Consider the following 23,489-nt stretch of genomic DNA (forward strand, 5'->3'; position numbering starts at 1 on the left):
GACCTCCAGTGGTCGTGGGATTACAGGGAACGGACGGCGATGTCGCCGGTGCCGAGATCGGCGGGGGTGGGCGCCTGGGTTCCAGGCAGGGATGCCGCGGCGGCGCCGTAGCGGATGGCCGACTGCAGTCGAGCCGCCGGTGCGAGGCCGGTGAGCTCGGCGAGCAGGTAACCGGCGAGCGAGCTGTCTCCGGCTCCGACGGTGCTCGCCACCTTGATTCGAGGAGCTTCGGCGAACCATGCCCCCTCAGCGGTGACCAGCACGGCCCCGGCGCCGCCCAGAGTCACCAGAGCGGATGCTGCGCGCGCGGGGACGATGCGACGGGCGACGCGATGGACCGCATCCGCGAGCACCCCCTCATCGAGCGCGAGGCCGGTGAGTTCGACGAGTTCCTCGTCGTTCGGCTTGATGAGATCGGCGGCACCGCGCTCGACGACCTCGCGCAGCGCCGGCCCCGAGGTGTCGACGGCGATGCGCGGCGCATCCCCGCCCCAACGCGTACGGACGGCCTCCGCGATATCGACGTAGAACGAGTCGGCCACGCCTCCCGGCAGAGAGCCCGCGAGCACGAGCCAGCGGGCGCCTTCGCAGGCTTCCACGACCGCCGCGGTGACGGCCACCGCATCAGCATCGGCCAGAGGTTCACCCGACAGGTTGATCTTCGTGGTGACGCCCTCGTGGTCGGCGATCGTGAGGTTCGTGCGGACGTGGCGTGCAACGGGGACGGCCCTCATCGGAACACCGGCCGCGGCGACGATGGGGCCGTAGGGATCGTCGACAGCGATGGGCAGGACCGCGATGGTCTCGACGCCTGCGACCGCGACCACACGCGAGACGTTGACGCCTTTGCCTCCGGCGTCCTCGCGAACCGAGTCGGCGGTCTGCACCTCTCCGGGTCGCAGCGCGGCGCCCAGTGTGATGGTGCGATCCAGTGCGGGGTTCGCGGTGAAGGTGACGATCATGCGATCCAAACCTCCACTCCTGCGTCGGCGAGAGCCGCGCCGAGGGCGGCGGGCGGTTCTGCATCCGTGACGAGGACGTCGATGTCCTCCAGCGAGGCGAACGTCACGAGCAGTTCCCGGTCGTGCTTGCTCGCATCGGCGACGACGATCACACGACGCGCGGACTGCACGATCGCGGTCTTGACAGATGCCTCGTCGGGATCGGGCGTACTGAGCCCGAAGTCGGCGGAGACCCCGTTGGTGCCGATGAACGCGACGTCAGGACGGAGCCGGCGGATGGCGCTCACCGTCTCGACGCCGACGGCCGCGGCGGTGATGCCGCGGATGCGTCCGCCGATCACCGTGAGAGAGACGTCGTCGGTCGCCGCGAGAGCCGGTGCGATCGTGAGCGAGTGAGTGACTGCTTCGATGGGCCGGCTGCCCTGCTGCACCGCGCTCAGGCGCTCGGCGAGTCCCGCCGCGACAGCGGCGGTGGTCGTGCCCGCGTCGATGAAGACGGAACCGTGGAACCCGGGGCCGAGAGCCGTGAGCGCCCGTTCGGCGATCGCGTTCTTGGCAGCGCCGTGGCGGCTCGCACGCTCGACGACGGTCGGTTCGCTCGTGCTGTCGGCGTCTTTCGCGACCGCTCCGCCGTGCACTCGTACGAGAGATCCGGCCTCTTCCAAGACGGCGAGGTCACGACGCACGGTCTCGGTCGTCACGTCGAAACGGTGGGCCAGGTCGACCACGGCCACGCGGCCCTCTTCGACCAGGATCCGTTCGATGCGCTGCTGGCGCTCCACTGCGTACATGCCGACTCCGTTGACGGGGATTTGTTTCCCACACATTACAACAAAGAACAACACAAACACAAGAAGTCTTCGGAGCCATCCCCACAACGACGAAGGCCGCCGGGATCACTCCCGACGGCCTTCGTCTCTCCCCCCGAGGGGGCCTCAGATCATCGTGGTCAGAACCAGCCGGTCAGCAGATCCCAGAGCCAGTCGATGATGTCCTTGATGATGCCGCCCGAACGGTTGACGGTGACCGTGGCGGTCGCCTCGTCTCCATCGGCTTGCGCCACTGCGACGGTGTACTTGCCGGGCTGCGTGCCCTTCGGAACAGTGACGGATGCCGTGAACGAGCCCTCGGCGCCCACCTGGACGGTGCCGACCGAGATGGGTTCGCCCTTCTTGGGCCGCAGCTGCACGGTCACCGTCTCGCCCGGCTGGTAGCCGGTTCCGGAGATCGTGAGCTTCTTGCCCGCGGCCACCTTCGACGAGTCGAGCGTGATCGCGCCGTTGAACTCCGGCTCGGGCTCGCCCGTGATGGTGAACGGCACGTGCGCCGTGGTTCCGGTGCCCGCGACCGAGACGGTGAGCGACTGCTCTCCGTACACGCCGTCGGGAACCGCGAACGTCAGCACTGCGCGACCGACCTCATCCGTGGCCGTGACCACCGTGGGATCGACGGCGCCGGTCGCGAGAACCGTGTCGCCCAGCGTCAGCGAGACCTCGCCGGGCGCCGGCTCGCCGGCGCTGAACGCGAGAGACGACAGCGAGACGGTCACCTGGTCACCGGCGCTGTAGCCGTCGGCGTCCGCTGCGCTGACCGTGACGCCGACGGCACGCTGCGCGTAGTCGGGCGTGGCCGTCTTGTTCGCGTCGAACCAGTCGACCATCGACTGCAGGTCGATCTTGCCGGTGTCGCGCTTGCCCGCGCCGAGCTTGAAGGAGGCGAAGTTGTCGCCACCCCCGGCCAGGAACGAGTTCGCGGCCACCGTGTAGTTCGCGGCAGGGTCGACCGGAGCACCGTTGAGCGTCATCGACGTGATGTGCGATCCCTGCGCGGCGGCCGGGTCGTAGGTGTAGCTGAGCTCCTTCGACACGCCGAGCTTCAGGAACGGACGCGCGGAGCCGGCGGGCTGCCACTGCTCCTCGAGAACGCTCTTCAACTGGGCACCGGTCAAGGTCAACGTCACCAGCGTGTTGGCGAACGGCTGCACCGTCGCCGCCTCGCGGTAGGTGACGTTGCCGTCGGGGTCGCTCGCGCCGGTCGAGGCGAACGTGAGGTTCGCGCGGATGCCGCCGGGGTTCATCAGCGCCAGGTCGGCACCGGTGGACCACTTCTGCACGTCGGCGACGAAGTTGCCGATGGTGGACTCGCCACCACGGTTCTCCGTCTTGCCGTCGCTCTGGCGGGCCCGGTTGAAGTCGCCCGTGATGTCTCCGACCTTGACGGCGCCGAGCACGTCGGCTTCGGCCTTCGCCTTCGCGACGATGTCGGCGACCGCGGGGTCCGCCGGATACTGAGCCACGCCGCCCACGACGAGAGGCTTGATCTCATTGGTGATCGAGATCAGGTCCTTCGTCTTCGGGTCGACCTGGAGGTTCATCAGCCCCAGGTTCTCGCCGTACTGACCCGCCGAGACGACCGGGCGGCCGTCGATGACGTGGTTGTACGCGAGGTGCGTGTGCGCCGAGACGATCGCGTCTACGTCGTCGTCCACCCCGTAGACGATCTCACCGAGAGGCGAGTCGGGGGTGATGCTGGCGACGTCAGTGGTCGTCGCGCCCTCGTGAACGAGGAGGATGACGACATCCGCCTCGCCGTTGGCGTCGTCCCCGTCGCGCAGATCGTCGGCCACGGCGTTCACCGAGTCCACGATGCTGCGCACCTCGAGATCCTTGATCCCTTCAGGTGACACGAGGGAGTCGAGATCCTCCGTGACGGCTCCGACGAAACCGACGCGCACGCCGTCGAGCTCCTTGACCCAGGCCGGGGCGAGCGCGGGCTCTCCCGTCTCGGTGAGGAACACGTTGGAGGAGATGTACTCCCAGTTCGCCCTCTCCTGGACGCGATCGCGCAGATCGGCCCAGCCCTGGTCGAACTCGTGGTTGCCCGCAGCGCTGACGTCGAGACCGGCCGCGTTCAGCGCGTCGATCGTCGGGTTGTCGTCGTTGATGAAGGAGGTGAACGTCGACGCGCCGATCAGGTCGCCGGCTCCGGCGAAGATCGTGTTCGGGTTCTCCGCACGGAACTGCTTCACCGCACCAGCGAGGACAGCGGCGCCGGCAGCGGCCCCGTCAGCCTCGATGCGGCCGTGGAAGTCGTTCACCGTGACGACGTCGATGCTCACCGGAGGAGTGGTCGCCGAGACGCCGATGAGAATCGGGTCGTGGTCGCTGGAGCGGAACGGCGTGCCTGCCTCGGTGGCGCCGAACGCGTAGCCGCGGTCGCTCCACTCGGGCGAGTTGATGCTCCAGACTCCGGCGCCGGTGATCGACGACACGAGCGAGGGCGACGCGATGACGTGGTCGAGCGATCCGACCTCTCCGTCGAACGAGTAGGTGTGCTCCTCTGGGGCCTTCTCGCGCGCGACGTCGCTCCAGCCTGCATCCGTGAACACCTGGATCGGATCTTCCTTGGCGTAGGCGTTGAAGTCGCCGATCAGCAGGATGTCGCTGCTGCCCGTCTTCTCTTCGATCGTCTGGGTGAACGAGAGGATCGAGTTCGCCTGCGCCACACGTGCGGGGTTGAAGAAGCCCTGCTCGTCGGCGGGCACGGGCGTGCCGTCCTTCGGGTCGGACTTCGACTTCAGATGGTTCGAGACGACGGTGACGATACGGCCGTCGACGTCGAACGCCTGAGCGATCGGCTCGCGGGCATTGCCCCAGACGGTCTCGTCGACGACGGTCATGGCATCGCCCACAGGCGAGACCGCGCCCTTCTTGTAGATGATCGCGCTCGTGATGTAGTCGGTGATCGCGGCGTTGTTCAGCGCATCCGGCGTGTGCACGTAGGCCCACACCTCGCTGCCCGCATCGGCGTTGAGGCCGTCGACGAGGTCGGCGAGCGCCGAGTCGAGCGTGCCGCCGAGTTTGATCGAGTTCTCGATCTCCATCAGCGAGACGATGTCGGCGCCCAGACCGTTGATCGCCGAGACGATCTTCGACTTCTGGATCGCGAACTGCGCGGCATTCGCGGCACCGCGCGCATTGGAGTTCTCGCTCGACAGCGTCGTGAAGTAGTTGTAGACGTTGAACGATGCGACCTGCACGTCTCCGCCGACGGTCGGAGCGGATGCCGGACGAGGGTTGGTCGCGGTGAAGCCCACCTTGAGATCGGACGACGACGTGTTGTCGATCGGCACGACCGGCTGCAGACGCCAGTCGTCGAAGCTCCACTGCAGCACGTAGCCGTTGTCGCCGAAGTCGACGGTGTCGCCGTTGCGGACCACCACGTCCTTCGTGAAGTACGGCTGCTCGTTCGGGTGGTTCTTGTTCGTGACCTGGATGGACCAGCCGTCGTCGAGCAGGATGCGGTTCGCGCGATTGCCTGCGGTGATCGCGGCGGCGTCGGCGCCGGGCAGTGCGGCCTCGGTGCTCTTCTGGGCGAGACCCCCGCCGACGTTCAGCCACAGCGCGCCGTAGTTGTACAGCTGGTGGCTGGATGCCACGCGGTAGGTGCCCGTGGGAGCGACGTACATGCTCTCGTACTGCTCCCGCGCGGCGCCGAGCACGGTGTCGGCGAGCGGGGTCGCGGCGGGGACGCCGGCGCCCGGCTGCACGACCGTGATGGCGGAGAGGGCGGCCGGGTTGATCTGCGTCTGCCCGAAGTACTCGCTCACGGAGCCGGTCACGGAGACGAGGTCGCCGATCGCCAATGTCGGCGCGAGCGCGTTCAGGTACACGAAGAGACCGTCTGAGGCGCCGGGGGTCGCGTCAGCGGCTCCGCCGGATCCGGCGGTCTGGATGGTGACGCCCGCGTAGCCGCCGGTGCGGTAATCGGCGGTGACGACACCCTCGACGGTGACGGTCTTGCCGTTCAGCGGCGAGACGTCGGTCGTGCCCTGCACCTCGGCGATGGTCGCCTTGGTCGGCTCCGTCCCGGGATCGGTGCCCGGGTCGGTACCGGGATCGGTGCTGCCCGACGCCGTGGGGGTGATGGTGGCCGACAGGGTGAAGTCCGCCGCGTTGCTGTCGGTGTCGACACCGCTCGTGCGGTTCAAGGACTTCACGTCGGTGTTGCCGGTGGGCGGGGTCGCCGCAGCGCCCTCGAACGTGTTGGAGGTGCCGTAGCCGAGCACGTCGATGACGCCGGCCTGACCCACGACGGAGCCGGGCGTGAGCGTCACGGCCGCCGTGCCGTCGACGAGGGCGAGCGTGCCGTTGGTGCCGCTCGGATTGAGAGTGCTGACGGCATCCGCCTTGGGAAGAGCCGCGCCGTTCGCGCCGTTGCTTCCCGCCTGCACGAGGTAGTGACCGCCGGCCGGGATCGAACCCGAGAGCGCGGCGACGCCGTTCGATGCGCCCGTGCCCGTCGACGAGCGGTACTGCAGCGACTTGCCGTCGAGCGAGATGGCCTGGGTTGTCGGGTTGTACAGCTCGACGAACTTGTTGACGTAGGCGGCACCGGCGCTGCCGCCGGAGAGATAGGCCTCGTTGATGACCACGCCGGTTCCGTCGGGGCTGGCGTAGGCGGGCGCGGCGACCAGTGAGCCGAAGCCGAGAGCTGCGACACAGGTCACGGCGAGGACGCCGATGCGCCCGCGCCTTCTGGGTACTGACGCGACGCCCTTGCGGGCGTCGTCGTCGGGAGCGGGAATCATACGGCTGGTCTCCTCGGCGTTTCGGACTCGGGTCACGGTGAACTCTTGTGGGGTTCTGCCGTGGTGCACACTGGTCTCCCAGGGTGCACATATGTCTGTGAGCATACGGACGGCACCCGACATCATCAACGCTGTTTGCCGATTCGTCACCGAGTGCTCACCGGTCCGACAAACCGCTCGGAGGGAGCGCACAAAAGCGCCGCTCAGTTGCGCATTCTCCCCTGCGCGGATGCGCAGCTTCCCCGCGTGATCACTCCGTTCGCAACCGTGGCACGACGTTGCGGCGAGCCAGTCCGCCGAGCCACGAGAGGCTCGGCTTGGGCGAGCGTGCGAACGTCTCCCGATCGACCGCGACGAGTCCGAAGGTCGGCCGGAACGAGCCCCATTCGTAGTTGTCGAGCAGAGACCAGTGCAGGTAGCCGCGCACATCGCAGCCGTCCTCCATCGCGTCGGCCATCGCCGAGAGCGCACCCGTGGTGTAGTCGACCCGCCGCGTGTCGTCTGAGGTGGCCATGCCGTTCTCGGTGACCATCATGGGGATGCCGCCGGTGACCTCGTGCGTGTGCCGCAGCGCATGGCCGAGCGCTTCGGGATAGTACTCCCAGCCCGTCAGCGTGCGTTCGGTGCCTTCCGGCCAGGGCTGCGGCCCGAAGCCCTCGGCGTCGTCGGACGGGCCGATGATCGTGCGCAGATAAGACTGCACCCCGATGAAGTCGTCCTGCCGCGCCTGCTCGAGGAAGAAGTCCTCGCGAAAGTACTGCCATTCGTCGCGCTGTGTCTCCCACCCGGGGACCGCCTGGAACACCTGATTCGCGACCGACCACCCCGACTTCACCCCTCCGAACCCGCGCAGCACCTCGGTCGAGGCGTGGTGCGCGCTCGCGATCGCGCGGGCGAGGTACGGCGAGGGACCGGGGAAGTTCACGCCGTTCTCGGTGTCGATCCGCGCCTCGGTCTGGTTGACCATCATGTTCGGCTCGTTGATCGTGATCACCCAGTCGACATCGTCGAGGAGCGCGGTGCAGACCTCCGTGAACCTGCGGAACCGGTCGGTGCTCCGCTCGGAGTACCAGCCGCCGCTGTGCTCCCACCAGCGAGGGAACGTGAAGTGATGCAGCGTGACGACGGGTTCGACGCCGCGGTCCCGGCACGCATCGATCATGCGCCGGTAGTGGTCCAGCTGGGCGCGCGACACCACGCCTTCCTCGGGTTCGATACGAGCCCACTCGACTGAGAAGCGGTACGCCGTGAGTCCGGCATCCGCGAGGAGGGCGATGTCCTCCGGAAAGCGGTGGTAGGAATCGCAGGCGTCGCCCGACGGCTCGGGGATGGTCGATCCCGGCGCGTACTCGAGCTCCCAGTGCCCCGTGTTGACGTTGCCGCCTTCGATCTGGTGCGCGGCGGTCGCCGCCCCCCAGAGGAAACCCCGAGGTGCGGGGGTGTGTCCGGTCATGTGAGATGAATCCCTTTCTCGTGCTCTCAACGTGGGTGCCTCATTTGATGCCCGTCATCGTGATGCCCTGGACGAAGTGCTTCTGCATCGCGATGAAGAGCACGAGCACGGGGATCACGATCAGGAACGAGCCGGCCATCTGCAGACCGTAGTCGGCGCCGTGCCCGCCCGCCTCGGAGGAGAACAGGGCCAGGGACACGGGGAGCGTGTACATCGAATCGTCCTGGGAGATGATCAGCGGCCAGAGGAAGCTGTTCCACGACCCCATGAACGTGAAGATCGCCAGCGTCGCGAGAGGCGCCTTGCACAGAGGCAGCACGATCTGGAAGAAGGTGCGGAATTCTCCGGCCCCGTCGATGCGCGCGGCATCCAGCAGCGAGTCGGGGATCTCGAGCATGAACTGCCGCATCAGGAACACACCGAAGGCCCCGACCATCCCCGGGAGGATCAGCCCCCAGTAGGTGTTCACCATCCCGAGGTTCGCAATCAACACGAACTGCGGGATCAGTGTGACGATGCCCGGCACGAACATCGTCGACAGGACGACCACGATGATCGCGTTCTTCCCCGGGAACGTCATCTTCGCGAGCGCCCAGCCCACCATCGACGAGAAGAGCAGAGTCGTGGCGACGGTGGCGCCCGCGAGGATCACCGAGTTGAGGAACGGCCGGACGATGTCGAACTCGAACAGCCACGCCCTGAAGTTGTCGAGCGTCGGATGCTGCGGCCACCAGGTGACCGGCCGCGACATGATCTCCGCGTTCGTCTTGAATGCGCCGAGGACCATCCAGACGAACGGCAGGATGGTCGCCGCGAGCCCTACCGAGAGGACGACCAGGACGATGAGGTTGCCCCAGCGGAAGGCGGGGCGGTGCGTGCGTGCGAGTGTCATGGTCAGGTCCTCTGCCGGAAGAAGCGGAACTGGATGATCGCCAGGATGCCGACGAGGGCGAACAGGATGTAGGCGCCCGCCGCTCCGACCGAGTAGTTCCCGTATTTGAACTGGTTGTAGACCTGCAGCGCGATCGACGTGGTCGACTCCAACGGTCCTCCGTTGGTCATGACGAACGGCTCGTCGAAGAACTGCATGTAGCCCGTCGTGATCAGGATCGTGTTGAGGAGGATCGTCGGCATCATCATCGGGATCGTCACTCGGAAGAACTTCTGCCAGGCGTTGGCGCCGTCGATCGCTGCGGCCTCGTTGACCTCGGACGGGATGCTCTGCAGCCCCGCGAGGAAGATGACCATCGATCCGCCGATGTTGCGCCAGACCGCCATCACCGTGATCGCCACGAGAGCCGTGTTCGGATCGCTGAGCCAGTTGGGCCCGTCGATGCCGATCACGCCGAGGATCGTGTTGATGACTCCCGAGTCCTGGTACATGAGGCGCCAGACGACGGCCACGGCGACGATCGTGGTGATCACCGGGATGTAGTAGCCGACGCGGAAGAAGGTCGCCACGCGGCGGCTCACCGAGTTGAGCAGGACGGCGAGCACCAGCGCGATGAACAGAGTGACCGGCACTCCGAGAACCACGAAGAACAGGGTGTTGCGCAGCGCGCGGAGGAAGGACTCGTCGGTGAGCACGGTCACGAAGTTCGCGAATCCGACGAAGTCGACGTTGAACGGCGTCCTGATGTCGCGCGCGCGGAGATCGGTGAACGCCATGGCGAGCGAGCTCACCAGCGGGATCAGTCCGAACGTCCCGAACGTCAGGACGAAGGGTGCGACGAACACCCAGGCGATGAAGGCGGAACGCCGCCGCTGGGCGGCCAGGGAAGTCACCTTCCCCGGCCGTTGCGGACGGGCGGCGCTCACCATCCGAAGCCGATCGAATCGGCCTGGGCCTGGATCTCCTTCGCCGCCTCTTCACTCGTGATCTGGCCGCTGGCGACCTGCTCGGAGTACTTGCCGAGGAGGTCTGAGATCTGCGACCACGCGGGATAGTTCGGCATCGCGACCGTGTCCTTCATCTGCTCCATGAGCGTCTGCGTGACCGGATTCTCCTGAATCGCCGGGAGGTCACCGGCCGCGATGTTCGCCGGGAGCTCGTTCTGCAGTGTGAACCACTGCTCCTGCTGCTCCTGCTCGCCCACCCAAGACAGGAACGACCACGCGGATGCCTTGTTGTCGGATGCCGAGAAGACGCCCAGATTGCCTCCGCCGATGTACTGGTCATTGCTGCCGCCAGGACCGGTCGGGAAGACGCTGTATCCGACCGAGTCGAGCGTGAAGTCCGCCGGCGCGGTTCCCGCCTCGATCGCCTCGCTGAACACGTCGAGCATCCACGGCCCCGAGATGAACATGGGTGTACCGCCGTTCTCGAACGTGGCGTCGGTCTTCTCGAGAGGGGCTTCGCCACGCTGGAAGAAGCCGGCGTAGAAGTCGAGCGCGGACACCAGCTCCGGAGTGTCGATGGTCCACTTCTCGCCGTCCGTCAGCGAGCCGCCGGCCTGGGCGTCGAAGGGCACGAGGACCTGAGCAGGCTGCTCGACCGGACGAGGCAGGTTGATGCCGTAGGTCCCCCCGGGACGCGCCTGGAACGCGGCGGACATGGTCTCGACGTCCTCCCAGGTCTTCGGCGCCGAGAGGCCGAGCTCGGCGGCGATGTCCTTGCGATAGAAGAGGAAGCGGGTCTCCACGTACCAGGGCATCGCGTACACCCCGTCCTCGCCGGTGGCCGAGTCGATGGCGGCAGGATAGAAGTCATCGGTGTCATACACGCCGTCGGGCACCTCGTCGACAGCACCCATGCCGATGATCGTGGCGGTCTGGTCGCTGCCGGTCATGATGATGTCGGGTCCGGTTCCCGCCGCGGTCGCCGTCTGCACCTTCGTGATGACCTGGTCCCAGGGAACGTCCGTGACCTTCAACGTGGCGTCGGGATTCGCCTTGAGCCAGGGCTCCGCGAGAACCTCGAGGTTCTCGGCGTGGCCTCCGGCCGTCCAGACCTCGATCACGCCGTCGGCCTCGCCCTCCGCGGCCGGGGCGACGGATCCGTTCTCCCCCGCGCCGTCTTCGGCTCCGCGGCCGCATCCGGAGAGGACCAACGCGGCTCCGAGAGCGATCGCGGTGACTGTGGTGACTCGCAAACTGCGCATGCGCACTCCTTCGTGTTTCCGACATGCCGGTCCGAAATTTCGAACCTCATTATCGAAACTATAGGGCTGAGTCTGAGATCCGTCTACCCCGAATAGTCGCGCCGTTTATGGTGTGACAATGCGCTAGAGTTTTCGGAAAGTCCCTTGGAGGAGCATGGCTGTCCATCTTGACCTGATCGCCGCCGAGGCGGGTGTCTCCGTGCCCACCGTCTCCAAGGTCCTGAATTCACGGCCGGATGTGGCAGCGCGCACCCGTGCGCGGGTCACGGAGGCGCTCGAGCGGCATGGCTACGCGATCAGGACCCGCGCGACCGCGGATACCGGGTTCCTCCACGTACGTGTGGTCGATCTCGACGGCGCCTGGTCCGAGGCCGTCGTGCGTGGCGCCGTGGAGGCTGCGCGGGCACAGGGCAAAGATGTCGTCCTCACGGTCGACCCTGCTCCCGACGACTGCGACGATTGGGTGCGTCACGCGCTGTCACGCGGGACCGACGGCCTGCTCAGCGTGGTCGCGGTTCCCAGCGAGCACGCACGCCGCGCCCTGGCCGACGCCGGGGTGCCGCTCGTCGTGGTCGACCCGCTGCACCAGGTTCCCGACGGCACGCTGTCGGTCGCGGCGACCAACTTCAAGGGCGCCTTCGACGCTGCCCAGCATCTGATCTCGCTCGGGCACCGCCGCATCGCGACCATCACCGGCCCGATCGACCAGGACAACGCGATCGCTCGACTGGCCGGATTCCAAGCCGCGATGCTGCAGGCCGCGGTCCCCGTCGACGACGGTCTGATCATCCGCGCGCACTACGGCGTCGACCAGGGATACGAGGCGACTCGCCTCCTGCTCACACGGGCCAGCCGCCCCACGGCCATCTTCGGGGCGAGCGACGACACGGCGCTGGGCGCGATCCATGCACTGCGCGAGCTCGGCCTGCGAGTGCCCGAAGACATCTCCGTGATCGGATTCGACGACCTGACCGCCGCCGCCTGGGCTGATCCCCCGTTGACGACGATCCGTCAGCCCCTTGCCCAGATGGGAAGCGCTGCCGTCGACGCACTCGTCCAATCGCGACTGGGCCGCGCGCCGGCCGCGCACACCGAGCTGTCCACCACGCTGATCGTCCGTTCATCGACAGCACCGCCGCGGGAGCCTCAGGACTGACAGGGGTCTGCGCGGAGGATCAGGCGGATGCCGCGTCCTCGAACTCCTCGACCTCGCGCTCCCACGCGTCCTTCGCGAGGCGGTACCAGAGGTAGAACGCGAAGCCGGCGAAGATCGCCCACTCCACGGCGTAGAAGATGTTGAGCCAGTTCACCGACGACCCTTCTTCGGGCGCGGGCGAGGAGATGTCTACCAGGCCCGCCGTCGCCGTGGTCGAGGCGAGATACGGGCGGTACACGTCGAGCTGCTCGACATCGTGCCAGCGGCTGAGCAGCGCGGCGGTCGACATGCGGTCGAGGCGGTCGGGATCGTCGCGTGTCGGAAGCACCGGCCCCTCGTCCGAGATGATGCGCCCGCTCACGGTGATCACCTCGCCATCGGAGTCGGCGTCGAGGCGTTCCGCCGCGGCATCCGCGCTTTCGCGGTCCGGCGCCCAGCCGACCGCGACCGCGATCGAGGCGCGATCGTCGACGCGAAGCTGGCCGGTGACCCAGTAGCCCTGCACGCCGTCGTTGAAGCGGGAGGACACGATGATGAAGTCGCCGGGGATCCAGTGGCCCTCGGTCTCGACCTTCTGCCCGACGAGCGGCTCCGCGAGATACTCGCCGGGCTGGAGCACGTCGTCGAGGGGTCGCACCTGCTCTGTGGCACCGGGCTCCTGTGGCGCCGTGTCGACCGCGCGGCCGAGCTGCCACTGCCCGAGCCAGGCGAAGACGCCGGCGACGAGCAGGCACAGCAGCAGCATGGCAATCCAGCGCCCGCGGAGCATCACCTCACGCAGGGTGGGCGGGAACAGCGCAGGGGTGGTCACGGTGAGGCGGACGGCTCTCAGGCCTCGTACGGTGCGAGGACGACCTCGACCCGCTGGAACTCCTTGAGGTCGGAGTATCCGGTCGTCGCCATCGACTTGCGAAGCGCCCCGATGAGGTTCGCCGTGCCATCGGCCACGGGGGCCGGACCGTACAGGATCTCCTCGAGCGTTCCGATGCCGCCCACCTCGACGCGGCGACCGCGCGGAAGCTTGGGGTGGTGCGCCTCCGGCCCCCAGTGGAAGCCGCGGCCGGGTGCGTCGGTGGCGCGAGCGAGCGCGACGCCGAGCATGACGGCATCCGCCCCCATCGCGAGAGCCTTGACGATGTCTCCCGAGGTGCCGACGCCGCCGTCGGCGATCACGTGCACGTAGCGGCCGCCGGACTCGTCGAGGTAGTCGCGACGCGCGGCGGCGACATCGGAGACGGCGGTGGCCATGGGAGCGTGGATGCCGAGGGTCGCGCGCGTGGTCGACGCCGCTCCCCCGCCGAAGCCGACGAGAACACCCGCGGCCCCCGTGCGCATGAGGTGCAGGGCCGCCGTGTACGTCGCGGCGCCGCCGACGATCACGGGCACGTCGAGGTCGTAGATGAACTTCTTCAGGTTCAGCGGCTGGGCGACGCTCGAGACGTGCTCAGCCGAGACCGTGGTGCCGCGGATGACGAACAGGTCGACGCCCGCGCGCGCGACGGTGTCGTAGAACTCCTGCGTGCGCTGCGGAGTCAGGGACCCGGCGACGGTGACGCCGGCGTCGCGGATCTCCGCGAGGCGGCTCGTGATCAGCTCGGGCTTGATCGGCTCCGAGTAGAGCTCCTGCATCCGCGTGGTCGCGAGCTCGTCGCTCAGTCCCGCGATCTCCGCGAGCAGAGGCTCGGGGTTCTCGTAGCGGGTCCACAGGCCCTCGAGATCGAGGACCCCGAGTCCGCCGAGTTGACCGAGCATGATCGCGGTCTGCGGGCTCACCACCGAGTCCATCGGGGCGCCGAGCACGGGGATCTCGAAGCCGAAGGCGTCGATCGTCCATGCGGTCGACACGTCTTCCGGATTGCGGGTGCGCCGTGAGGGCACCACCGCGATGTCGTCGAACGTGTACGCGCGGCGCGCGCGCTTTCCTCGGCCCAGCTCGATCTCTGTGGTCACCCATCAAGACTACCCGGTGCGGTGAGGGGCCCCGTGGCTGGGAGACTGGGGGCATGCGAGCGGATGCTGTGGAGGTCGCCGTCGTCGGCGGCGGTGCGATGGGCCTGGCGACGGCCTGGGAGCTGACGCGGAGGGGCATGCGACCGACCGTTTTCGAGCGGTTCTCGCGCGGTCACCACGAGGGCGCGTCGCACGGCGCCACCCGCAACTTCAACAACGCCTACGACCAGGAGCACTACCTCGATCTGCTCGTGCGCGCCCGCGAGGGCTGGGATCGCCTCGGGGTCGTCGACGGCGAGCCGCTGCTGCGTCTGCACGGATTGGTCACGCACGGCGCTGTCCAACTCTCCTCGATCGCCCGGCGTCTCACCGATCGCGGCATCCACGCCGAGATGATGTCCGCCGCCGACGCCGCGTCGAGGTGGATCGGCATGCGCTTCGACGGCGACGTGCTGTTCTCGCGCGACGCCGGAGTCGCCCGAGCCTCCTCCGCCCTGATCGAGTGGGAGCGGAGGATCGTGGAGAGCGGAGGATCGGTGCACTGGGAGACCCCGGTCCTCGGCATCGAGGAGACGGATGCCGGAGTCGAGCTGACGCTGCCCGACTCCGTGGTGCGCGCCGACGTCGCCGTGATGACGGTCGGAGCGTGGAGCGAGCGGATGCTCCCCTCGATCGGCCTTCCGCGGTTGACCGTCACCGAGGAGTCTCCGGCGCACTTCTCGCCGACCGGCCCTGCGCAGTGGCCGTCGTTCAACCACTACACCGACCCCGAGCGCTACCCCGCCACCGTGTACGGCATGCCGACTCCCGGTGAGGGCGTCAAGGTCGGATTCCATCGGGTCGGCGACGAGGTCGATCCGGATGCTCGCCCGCACCGCTCGGCGCACGCCGACGCTCTCACGGACTACGTGCGGGAGTGGATGCCGGGGTTGGAACCGGCATCCGCTGTTCCCGTGAGCTGCACGTACACCTCGACCGACGACGGCACGTTCGTGCTGGACCGCCGCGGGCGCCTCGTCGTCGGCGCAGGCTTCTCCGGTCACGGCTTCAAGTTCGCCCCCGGTATCGGAGCCGTGCTCGCCGACCTCGCGCTCGATCCCTCAGCTCGCGCCGCCGAGCCCTTCCGTCTGCCCTCACCCACCGGTCGTTGAGCGAGAGAGCGCAGCGAACGAGACGAAACGCTACGTCAACACGGAGCAGCAGCCCCGATGACGCTCAGCGCGCTCGCGCGACCCGCTTCTCGTCCCAGACGGGGGCGTCGGCCTCGTAGACCTCGCCCTCGGAGCCGAAGACGAGGAATCTGTCGAAGGAGCGGGCGAACCAGCGGTCGTGCGTGACCGCTAAGACCGTGCCCTCGAAGCGCACGAGGGCGTCTTCCAAGGCCTCGGCGGACTCGAGGTCGAGGTTGTCGGTCGGTTCGTCGAGCAGCAGCAGAGTCGCACCCGAGAGCTCGAGCAGCAGCACCTGGAACCGCGCCTGCTGCCCGCCAGACAGCGAGTCGAAGCTCTGTTGCGCCTGCCGCACGAGGCCGTAGCGGTCGAGTGCGCTGCTCGCGGCGTCGCGCGGCAGGCCGGTGCGCCGCTCGTCCCCGCGGTGCAGGATGTCGAGCAGAGTGCGTCCGAGGAACTCCGGATGCGCATGCGTCTGTGCGAACAGTCCCGGAACGACACGCGCGCCGAGCACCGCCCTCCCGGCGTGGGCGACTTCGCTCAGCTGCTCACCGGTGGATGTGACATGGCCGAGGGTCGGATCAGGATCGCTGCCGCCTCGAGCCAGCAGCCGCAGGAAGTGCGATTTGCCCGATCCGTTCGAACCGAGCACGGCGACCCGGTCGCCGTACCAGATCTCGGCGTCGAACGGGCTCATCAGTCCGGTGAGCTCCAATGCTGTCGCGACGACTGCACGTTTGCCGGTCCGCGCTCCGCGCAAGCGCATGTCGAAGTCCTGCACAGGCGGACGCTCTTCGGGCGGGCCGGCCTCTTCGAACTTGCGCAGACGGGTCTGCGCCGCCTGATATCGCGACGCGAAGCCGTCGTTGGCCGAGGCTTTCACCTTCAGATTCGCCACGAGAATCCGCAGTTTCTCGTGCTGCTCATCCCATCGCCGGCGCAGTTCGTCGAGCCGGTCCATCCGGTCGCTCCGCGCCTGGTGATATGTGGCGAACCCGCCGCCGTGTACCCACGCGGTCGCCCCCGCTCCGCCCGGCTCGAGAGTGATGATGCGATCGGCGGCCCGTGCGAGCAGTTCTCGATCGTGCGAGACCAGCAGCACGGTCTTCGAGGTCTGCCGCAACTGCTCTTCGAGCCAGCGCTTCGCCGGCACATCGAGGTAGTTGTCGGGCTCGTCGAGCAGCAGCACCTCGTCGGGTCCGCGAAGCAGAGCCTCCAGCGCGAGGCGTTTCTGCTCTCCCCCGGAGAGCGTCGTGAGCTCGCGGTACCTCGCCCGCTCGAACGGCACGCCCAGAGCCGCGACCGTGCACTGGTCCCATACGGTCTCGTGCTCGTATCCGCCGGCATCCGCATACTCCGCGATCGCCGTCGCGTACGCCATCTGCGTGTCGTGCTCGTCGCGCTCGATGAGCGCGTTCTCCGCCGCCTCCAGGGCGTCGGCCGCCGCACGGATGCGCCCGGGCGCGACGCGCACCAGCAGCTCATGCACCGTCTGGCCCGCTTCGCCGTGACCGACGAACTGATCCATGACGCCGAGTCCGCCGTCGATCGTGACGACGCCCGCATCCGCCGCCTGATCGCCGCGGATGATCCGCAGCATCGTCGTCTTGCCTGCGCCGTTCGGTCCGATCAACGCGCTCGTCGAACCGGAACCGACGCGGAACGTCGCTTCATCGAGAAGCGGTCTGCCATCTGGGAGCGTCAATGAGACGCCGGAGACATCGATATACCCCACCGTGCGTGGCCGTCCTTCCGCCCGCATGGCGAGCCGACCAGGCTATCAGGCTTTCGATGTGCACCGCTTCGCCGTGCTCCGGTCGGGATTCGGGCCGCCCGCCCGCAGCCTCAAGCCTTGTTCCGGTCGCAGTCCGCGCCGTCTCCTCAGCCTCAAGCCTTGTTCCGGTCGCAGATTGTGCCGTCGACGAGCGATTCAGACGGCACGAATCGCGACCGGAACGCCGAGATCACGGTCGCAGCGGCACCGGATCGCGGCCGAGGATCGGACAGCCACAGACGCAGACGAACGGATGCTCAGACCAGCACCCCCGAGGTGGGCACCGGATTCGCGAACAGGTCGAGCACCGGGCAGTGCGCATCGACGACCCGGCGCAGCTCCTCGTACTGCTCGGCCGTGTCGGGTCCGGTGATGTCGACCCGCACGCGCACGTCGTGGAATCCCGCGCGACCGGATTCGTCGATGCCGAACAGCTTGCGCACGTCGAGGTCGCCCTCTGCTGTGATCTCGATCTCATCGATCGTGAGGCCCAGCGCCTGTGCATACAGGCGGAACACGACGACCTGACAGGAGACGAGCGCGCCCAGCGCGTACTCGACGGGGCTCGCCGCCGCGTCGTCGCCGGCGAGGGCGCCCGGCTCGTCGACGAGGAAGAGGTGCTTGCCCGCACGGATCTCGGTCGCCACGGATCCGACGCCGCGACCGATGACCCGGTAGGTGAGGGCGGCCGCACCCACGTCGGCGGTGATGCGCTCGTTCCACGCGGTGCCCGCGGAGGTGAGACGCCGCGCACGCTCCTCGGCGGTGACGTCGGCGACGAGCGAGAGCTGTTCCTGGAGAAGAGTCATGCGGCGAAGGTATCCGGGCGACCTACGGTGACGTGCGGGCGACGTCACCCGCGGTCACCCGCCGTCACAGCGCGACACACGAGGTGTGCGGCCGGTTCATCCCTGACGCAGTCCCTCGGTTCCTGGGACGAAGAACGTGCCCTGCATGTCTCTGCCCTGCATGTCTCCGGAGATGCAGACGCTGGTCACCGCGACCGAGAGCCGGATCACGTCGTTCTCACCGCGGTCACCAGCGTTCGGCGCCACGCGGGAGCACGTCGAGCACGTGCGGCAGCTCGCTCGGGAAGCAGGAGCGGAAAAGCTCGGTGATCTGCGGGTCGGAGCCGTAGTCGTCGACGATGCGGAGCCCGATCAAGGTGCTGATGAGCATGCCCTCCGCGAAGAAGGCCCGCGCCTCGTCGGCATCCATCCCGACCTCGTCTCGGAAGAAGCGCCAGACCTGCGCGAAGCCTCGGCGGGCGGCGGGGCCGATCACGGGGTGGCTGCCGAGCAGGTAGGAGTGCGCGAGCGTCTGGTGCAGTCCGCGCACCTCGATGAGGTCGACGTACGCCTCGCCGATGCGCTTGCCCACAGGGAGGTCGTCGTCGCGGGCGAGCGCCGCTCGGAACGACGTCAGCAGTCGAGCGAGCGCCTCGTCCACCGCGGCGAGGAAGAGGTTCTCCTTCGAGCCGAAGAGGCGGACGACGTAGGGCTGACTCACGCCGGCCGCTCTGGCGACCTCGTCGGTCTTCGCGCCCTCGTACCCGCGCGCACCGAACACCGCGAGCGCCGCCTGGACGATCTGCGCGCGCCGCTCGTCCGAAGAGAGTCGCCTGCCCGACTCGTCGGAGAGGACGCCGGATGCCGCAGCTGAGCTCATGCCGAAAGGCTATCAGCGAATCACTTGACTTTGTAATCATTCGATTACTACATTGCTTCAAGACAAGTAATCATTCAATTACAACTGGAGCATCATGTCTCAGCCCACCCCCGTGATCAGCCGCCGCCCGGTCGCGCTCGTCATCGCCGCGGCATCCCTCCCGATGTTCATGGCCACACTCGACAACCTCGTCATGACCAACGCTCTGCCGGTGCTGCACCAGGAGATGGGCGCGAGCGTCGAGGAGCTGCAATGGTTCGTCAATGCCTACGCTCTCGCTTTCGCTGGAGCGATCCTGATCGCCTCCGCGCTCGGCGACCGGTTCGGCCGCCGCACGGTCTTCGCGATCGGCATCGCCCTCTTCGGCGCCGGCTCCCTGTTCGCCGCCCTCAGCACCGACCCAGGTCAGCTGATCTCCGCACGCGCCGTCCAGGGCCTCGGCGCGGCAGCCGTGATGCCCCTCTCCCTCGCTCTCCTGACCGGAGCGGTCCCCGCATCCCGCCGCCCGCTCGCCATCGGCATCTGGGGCGGCGTCTCAGGACTCGGGGTCGCGGTCGGGCCGCTCGTCGGCGGCGCGATCATGGAAGGCTGGAACTGGCAGGCGATCTTCTGGATCAACATCCCCGTCGCGATCGTCGCCATCCCCCTCGCTCTGCTCGTGCTCCGTAACGACTTCGGCGCCCGCTCCCGTATCGACATCCCCGGAGCCGTGCTCGCGGCATCCGGCGTCCTCGCTCTCGTCCACGCGATCGTTCGAGGCAACGACGACGGCTGGGACTCGCTCGGCGTGATCCACGAGCTGGCGCTCGGCACCGTGCTGCTCGCGGCATTCGTGATCTGGCAGAAGCGTGCGACCGCGCCGCTGGTGCCGTTGCGACTGTTCCGAGACCGCTCCTTCTCGATCACGAACGTGGTCGGCTTCGCCTTCAGCTTCGGCACCTTCGGCTCGGTGTTCATCCTGATCCAGTACCTGCAGGTCGTGCAGGGATCGACTCCCCTCGAGGCCGCGGTGCAGACCACTCCATGGACCCTCGCTCCGATGTTCGTCGCGCCGCTCGCCGGCATGATCGCGCCGCGCATCGGCACACGCGCACTGCTCGTGCCCGGCCTGCTGCTGCAGGGCATCGCCCTCGCGTGGATAGCGCAGATCACCGCTCCCGACCTGCCCTACCCGAACCTGATCGCCCCGTTCATCATCGCGGGCGTCGGCATGGGACTTGTGTTCGCCCCGTCGGCGACGGCGCTGCTCGCGACCCTCGGGCTCGTCGACCACGCAAAGGCGGCGGGCGTCAACTCGACCGTCCGCGAACTCGGCGTCGCGCTCGGCACCGCGGTGATGACCGCGATCTTCGTCGGCGCTGGTGGCCAGCTCACCCCCGACCTCTACGTGGACGCGGCAAAGCCCGCCGTGTTCACGGGCGCCGCCGTGCTGCTCGCCGCGACCGTCGTCGCGCTGTGGCTGCCGTCAGGGAAGTCGACCGCCCCCATCCCAGTCCAGGCTGTAGAGGAAGAACCGGCCCTCGCCGCCCGCTGACCCGGGACGCAGAAGGAGGGGACGGATGCCGCAGCATCCGTCCCCTCCTTCACTGTCTGTCTCAGCGCTTGTAGTTCGGCGCCTCGACGACGATCTGCACGTCGTGCGGGTGCGACTCCTTGAGCCCTGCCGAGGTGATGCGCACGAACTTGCCGCGCTGCTTGAGCTCTTCGATGGTGCGGGCGCCGACGTAGAACATCGACTGGCGAAGGCCACCGACCAGCTGATAAGCGACGGCCGAGAGCGGGCCGCGGTACGGCACCTGACCTTCGATGCCTTCAGGGATGAGCTTGTCGTCGCTGGGCACGTCTGCCTGGAAGTAGCGGTCCTTCGAGTACGAGGTCTGCTTGCCGCGGGTCTGCATCGCGCCGAGCGAGCCCATGCCACGGTACTGCTTGAACTGCTTGCCCGACTGGAAGACGATCTCGCCCGGCGACTCGTCGGTGCCTGCGAGCAGCGAGCCGAGCATCACAGCATCCGCTCCGGCGACGAGCGCCTTGGCGATGTCGCCCGAGTACTGCAGACCGCCGTCGGCGATCACGGGCACACCGGCGGGGCGAGCGGCGAGCGACGCCTCGTACACGGCGGTGACCTGCGGTACACCGACTCCGGCGACGACGCGCGTGGTGCAGATCGAGCCCGGGCCCACGCCGACCTTGACGGCGTCGACTCCGGCGTCGATGAGCGCCTGGGCGCCCTCGCGGGTCGCGACGTTGCCGCCGATGACGTCGATGTGAGCGAAAGACTCGTCGGCCTTCAGGCGCTTGACGAGGTCGATGACCCCCTGCGACTGGCCGTTGGCGGTGTCGACGACGAGCACGTCGACCCCCGCGTCGCGCAGCGCCTCTGCCCGCTCCCAGGCGTCGCCGAAGAAGCCGATGGCCGCGCCGACGCGCAGACGGCCCTGATCGTCCTTGGTGGCGAGCGGGTACTTCTCGCTCTTGTCGAAGTCCTTGATCGTGATGAGTCCGGCGAGCTTGCCGTCGCCGTCGATCAGCGGCAGCTTCTCGACGCGGTGCTTCGCGAACAGCGCGATGACCTCTCCGGCGGCGACACCGACGGGCGCCGTCACGAGGCCCTCGGATGTCATGACGTCCTTGACGAAGGTGGTCTGACGCTCGAAGCCCGAGACGAAGCGCATGTCGCGGTTGGTGATGATGCCGACCAGGCGTCCGTCGGGGTCGACCACCGGCAGGCCCGAGATGCGGTACTTCGCGCACAGCGCGTCGACCTCTTCGACCGTGGCATCGGGCGTGGTGGTGATCGGGTCGGTGATCATGCCCGATTCGCTGCGCTTCACCCGGTCGACGTGCGCCGCCTGATCGGCGATCGAGAGATTGCGGTGCAGGATGCCGATGCCGCCCTCACGCGCCATCGCGATCGCCATGCGAGACTCGGTCACCGTGTCCATCGCGCTGGAGAGCAGCGGGGTCGCGACCGAGATCCGGCGCGTGATGCGAGAGGAGGTGTCGGCCTCGCTCGGGATCACGTCGGTGTGTCCCGGCAGGAGCAGCACGTCGTCGTAGGTGAGTCCGACGAATCCGAACGGGTCGTGCTGTTCCATGGGTGTCCTCCTGCGAGCGCGAGTGTGGCGACGGTGTACCAATTCTAAGCGCGAGGACCCTGCGTAAATTCCCTGTGCCGCAGTCGTTCAGCGGGCAGGTTCCCCATGATGCGCACGATCGTGTCTTGGTCGAAACAGAATCGACACACTACGCTCATAGCGTCGTACATCAAGGCTGATGAACACCCTGTCATGGCCTGTGTACTGGACTGGGAGGTTCTGTGAGTCCGACGATCTCGGCGAAACGGAGCGGCAGCCGGTGGGTCAGCGCCCTCCTCGGCACGCTCTTCGCCTTCGTGCTCCTGCTGATACCCGCGACGGCCGCGTCAGCCGATACGACGGATGACGGACAGGAAGTCACCGACTTCTACTTCGCCGGCGTCATCACCTTCGATGACGAGCCGGTTCCCGACGTCGTCATGACCATCAAGGGCAACGGCTTCGAGGGCGAGACCAAGACCGACGCCGACGGCAAGTGGCGCCTGTACGTTCCCGAGAAGGAGACGTACACCCTGACCGTCGACGAGGAGACCCTTCCCGACGGCGTCATCGTCGACGCGGCGCAACTGCCCGAGGGCACGCAGCCGATCGCGGGCACCACGGCATCGTTCGAGGTCGAGTTCGGACTCACCGGCACGAAGATCATGAACCTCTTCCTCGGCGAGGGCGAGCGCATCACTGTCTCGTTCTGGGATCAGCTGTTCTCGCGTCTCGTCGGCGGGCTGAACTTCGGACTGCTCCTGGCCCTCGCATCGATGGGCGCGGCGCTCATCTACGGCACCACGCGCCTGTCGAACTTCGCCCACGCCGAGATGGTCACCTGGGGCGGCATGCTCGCGCTGGTGACCACCACCTTCTGGCACCTTCCCCTGTGGGCGGGCATCGCCGCGGCCGTGATCGGCGGCGGTCTCTTCGGCTGGGGAATGGATGCCGGCATCTGGCGTCCCCTGCGCCGGAAGGGCCTCGGCACGGTGCAGTTGATGATCGTCAGCATCGGTCTCTCGCTCGCGCTGCGCTATGTGTTCCAGTACTTCATCGGCGGCGGCACCTACCAGTTGCCGGGCGCCAGCCCCACGCCTATCCAGTTCGGCCCGATCTCCCTGTCGTACATCGACCTGATCGCGATGGGCGTGAGCATCGTCGTGATCCTCATCGTCGCGTGGTTCCTCACCCGCACGCGCATCGGCAAGGCGACCAGGGCGATCTCCGACAACCCGCAGCTCGCCGCCGCTTCCGGCATCGACGTCGACAGGGTGATCCGCATCGTCTGGATCCTGGCCGGCGTGCTGGCCGCGATCTCGGGCATCCTGTGGGCGTACTTCCGCCCTGGTGTGAAGTGGGACATGGGCGGGCAGATGCTGCTGCTCATGTTCGCGGCGATCACGCTCGGAGGACTCGGCACGGCATTCGGCGCTCTCGTCGGATCGCTGATCGTGGGCATGGCCGTCGAGATCTCGACCCTGTGGATCCCCTCCGACCTGAAGTACGCGAGTGCGCTCGTCGTCCTCATCATCATCCTGCTGGTCAGGCCCCAGGGCCTGCTCGGGCGCAAGGAAAGGCTGGGCTGA

The 23,489-nt window shown here is 67.8% G+C and carries 18 protein-coding genes; 4 read left to right on the top strand and 14 right to left on the bottom strand.

Features of this window, described 5'->3' with window-relative positions:
- Nucleotides 1–20 precede the first annotated feature (20 nt).
- The 7 genes from ACI3KT_RS16130 to ACI3KT_RS16160 form a co-directional block, all read right to left on the bottom strand.
- Nucleotides 21–962: a 1-phosphofructokinase family hexose kinase gene (locus ACI3KT_RS16130; RefSeq protein WP_292905530.1), complete on the bottom strand. Its 942-nt coding sequence runs from the start codon at nt 960–962 to the stop codon at nt 21–23.
- Nucleotides 959–1,753: a DeoR/GlpR family DNA-binding transcription regulator gene (locus tag ACI3KT_RS16135; protein WP_292905532.1), complete on the bottom strand. Its 795-nt coding sequence runs from the start codon at nt 1,751–1,753 to the stop codon at nt 959–961. Before ACI3KT_RS16135 ends, ACI3KT_RS16130 begins: the two co-directional genes overlap by 4 nt.
- 158 nt (nt 1,754–1,911) lie before the next feature.
- A complete protein-coding gene (locus ACI3KT_RS16140) occupies nt 1,912–6,588 on the bottom strand; it encodes an ExeM/NucH family extracellular endonuclease (RefSeq protein ID WP_404905562.1) in 4,677 nt (1,558 codons plus the stop codon).
- Between the two features lie 214 nt (nt 6,589–6,802).
- Nucleotides 6,803–8,005 carry a glycoside hydrolase family 1 protein gene (locus tag ACI3KT_RS16145; RefSeq protein ID WP_404905563.1) on the bottom strand — a complete coding sequence of 401 codons (1,203 nt, stop codon included), beginning with the start codon at nt 8,003–8,005 and terminating at the stop codon, nt 6,803–6,805.
- A gap of 40 nt (nt 8,006–8,045) precedes the next feature.
- Nucleotides 8,046–8,897 carry a carbohydrate ABC transporter permease gene (locus tag ACI3KT_RS16150; protein ID WP_292905538.1) on the bottom strand — a complete coding sequence of 284 codons (852 nt, stop codon included), beginning with the start codon at nt 8,895–8,897 and terminating at the stop codon, nt 8,046–8,048.
- A 2-nt stretch (nt 8,898–8,899) separates the two neighbouring features.
- Entirely contained in the window at nt 8,900–9,790 is an 891-nt protein-coding gene (locus tag ACI3KT_RS16155; RefSeq protein WP_404905564.1) for a carbohydrate ABC transporter permease, read from the bottom strand.
- A gap of 29 nt (nt 9,791–9,819) precedes the next feature.
- Nucleotides 9,820–11,106 (bottom strand): extracellular solute-binding protein, encoded by a 1,287-nt coding sequence (locus ACI3KT_RS16160; protein WP_404905565.1) that lies wholly within the window; start codon nt 11,104–11,106, stop codon nt 9,820–9,822.
- A gap of 154 nt (nt 11,107–11,260) precedes the next feature.
- Here ACI3KT_RS16160 and ACI3KT_RS16165 point away from each other — a divergent pair, with 154 nt between their 5' ends.
- Nucleotides 11,261–12,262: a LacI family DNA-binding transcriptional regulator gene (locus tag ACI3KT_RS16165; RefSeq protein ID WP_404905566.1), complete on the top strand. Its 1,002-nt coding sequence runs from the start codon at nt 11,261–11,263 to the stop codon at nt 12,260–12,262.
- 19 nt (nt 12,263–12,281) lie between these two features.
- Here the strand turns inward: ACI3KT_RS16165 and ACI3KT_RS16170 are convergent, their stop codons facing one another.
- Both ACI3KT_RS16170 and ACI3KT_RS16175 read right to left on the bottom strand, forming a co-directional pair.
- Complete coding sequence (locus ACI3KT_RS16170; protein WP_404905598.1) at nt 12,282–13,031, bottom strand: SURF1 family protein; 750 nt, start codon at nt 13,029–13,031, stop codon at nt 12,282–12,284.
- A gap of 59 nt (nt 13,032–13,090) precedes the next feature.
- Nucleotides 13,091–14,212 carry a GuaB3 family IMP dehydrogenase-related protein gene (locus ACI3KT_RS16175; RefSeq protein ID WP_292905546.1) on the bottom strand — a complete coding sequence of 374 codons (1,122 nt, stop codon included), beginning with the start codon at nt 14,210–14,212 and terminating at the stop codon, nt 13,091–13,093.
- A gap of 53 nt (nt 14,213–14,265) precedes the next feature.
- Between ACI3KT_RS16175 and ACI3KT_RS16180 the strand changes: the two genes are divergently transcribed.
- Nucleotides 14,266–15,363, top strand: a complete 1,098-nt coding sequence (locus ACI3KT_RS16180) for an FAD-dependent oxidoreductase (protein ID WP_404905567.1) — start codon at nt 14,266–14,268, stop codon at nt 15,361–15,363.
- 64 nt (nt 15,364–15,427) lie between these two features.
- Here the strand turns inward: ACI3KT_RS16180 and ACI3KT_RS16185 are convergent, their stop codons facing one another.
- The 4 genes from ACI3KT_RS16185 to ACI3KT_RS16200 form a co-directional block, all read right to left on the bottom strand.
- On the bottom strand, nt 15,428–17,116 hold the full coding sequence (locus ACI3KT_RS16185) for an ABC-F family ATP-binding cassette domain-containing protein (protein ID WP_404905568.1): 1,689 nt from the start codon (nt 17,114–17,116) through the stop codon (nt 15,428–15,430).
- Between the two features lie 296 nt (nt 17,117–17,412).
- Nucleotides 17,413–17,964 carry an OsmC family protein gene (locus tag ACI3KT_RS16190; RefSeq protein ID WP_404905569.1) on the bottom strand — a complete coding sequence of 184 codons (552 nt, stop codon included), beginning with the start codon at nt 17,962–17,964 and terminating at the stop codon, nt 17,413–17,415.
- 96 nt (nt 17,965–18,060) lie between these two features.
- Nucleotides 18,061–18,210, bottom strand: a complete 150-nt coding sequence (locus ACI3KT_RS16195; RefSeq protein WP_404905570.1) for a hypothetical protein — start codon at nt 18,208–18,210, stop codon at nt 18,061–18,063.
- A complete protein-coding gene (locus ACI3KT_RS16200; protein WP_307295196.1) occupies nt 18,191–18,823 on the bottom strand; it encodes a TetR/AcrR family transcriptional regulator in 633 nt (210 codons plus the stop codon). The genes ACI3KT_RS16195 and ACI3KT_RS16200 overlap by 20 nt, the downstream gene beginning before the upstream one ends.
- A gap of 94 nt (nt 18,824–18,917) precedes the next feature.
- Between ACI3KT_RS16200 and ACI3KT_RS16205 the strand changes: the two genes are divergently transcribed.
- Nucleotides 18,918–20,357 (top strand): DHA2 family efflux MFS transporter permease subunit, encoded by a 1,440-nt coding sequence (locus tag ACI3KT_RS16205; protein WP_404905571.1) that lies wholly within the window; start codon nt 18,918–18,920, stop codon nt 20,355–20,357.
- Between the two features lie 61 nt (nt 20,358–20,418).
- Here the strand turns inward: ACI3KT_RS16205 and guaB are convergent, their stop codons facing one another.
- Complete coding sequence (gene guaB / locus ACI3KT_RS16210; RefSeq protein WP_292905557.1) at nt 20,419–21,921, bottom strand: IMP dehydrogenase; 1,503 nt, start codon at nt 21,919–21,921, stop codon at nt 20,419–20,421.
- Nucleotides 21,922–22,142: 221 nt separating this feature from the next.
- Between guaB and ACI3KT_RS16215 the strand changes: the two genes are divergently transcribed.
- The gene (locus ACI3KT_RS16215) at nt 22,143–23,489 is read left to right on the top strand and encodes a branched-chain amino acid ABC transporter permease (protein WP_292905559.1); all 1,347 of its coding nucleotides are present in this window, start codon (nt 22,143–22,145) and stop codon (nt 23,487–23,489) included.

Origin of the sequence: Microbacterium sp. ZW T6_19 (genome assembly GCF_044987465.1) — a bacterium.
GTDB classification, from domain to species: domain Bacteria; phylum Actinomycetota; class Actinomycetes; order Actinomycetales; family Microbacteriaceae; genus Microbacterium; species Microbacterium natoriense_A.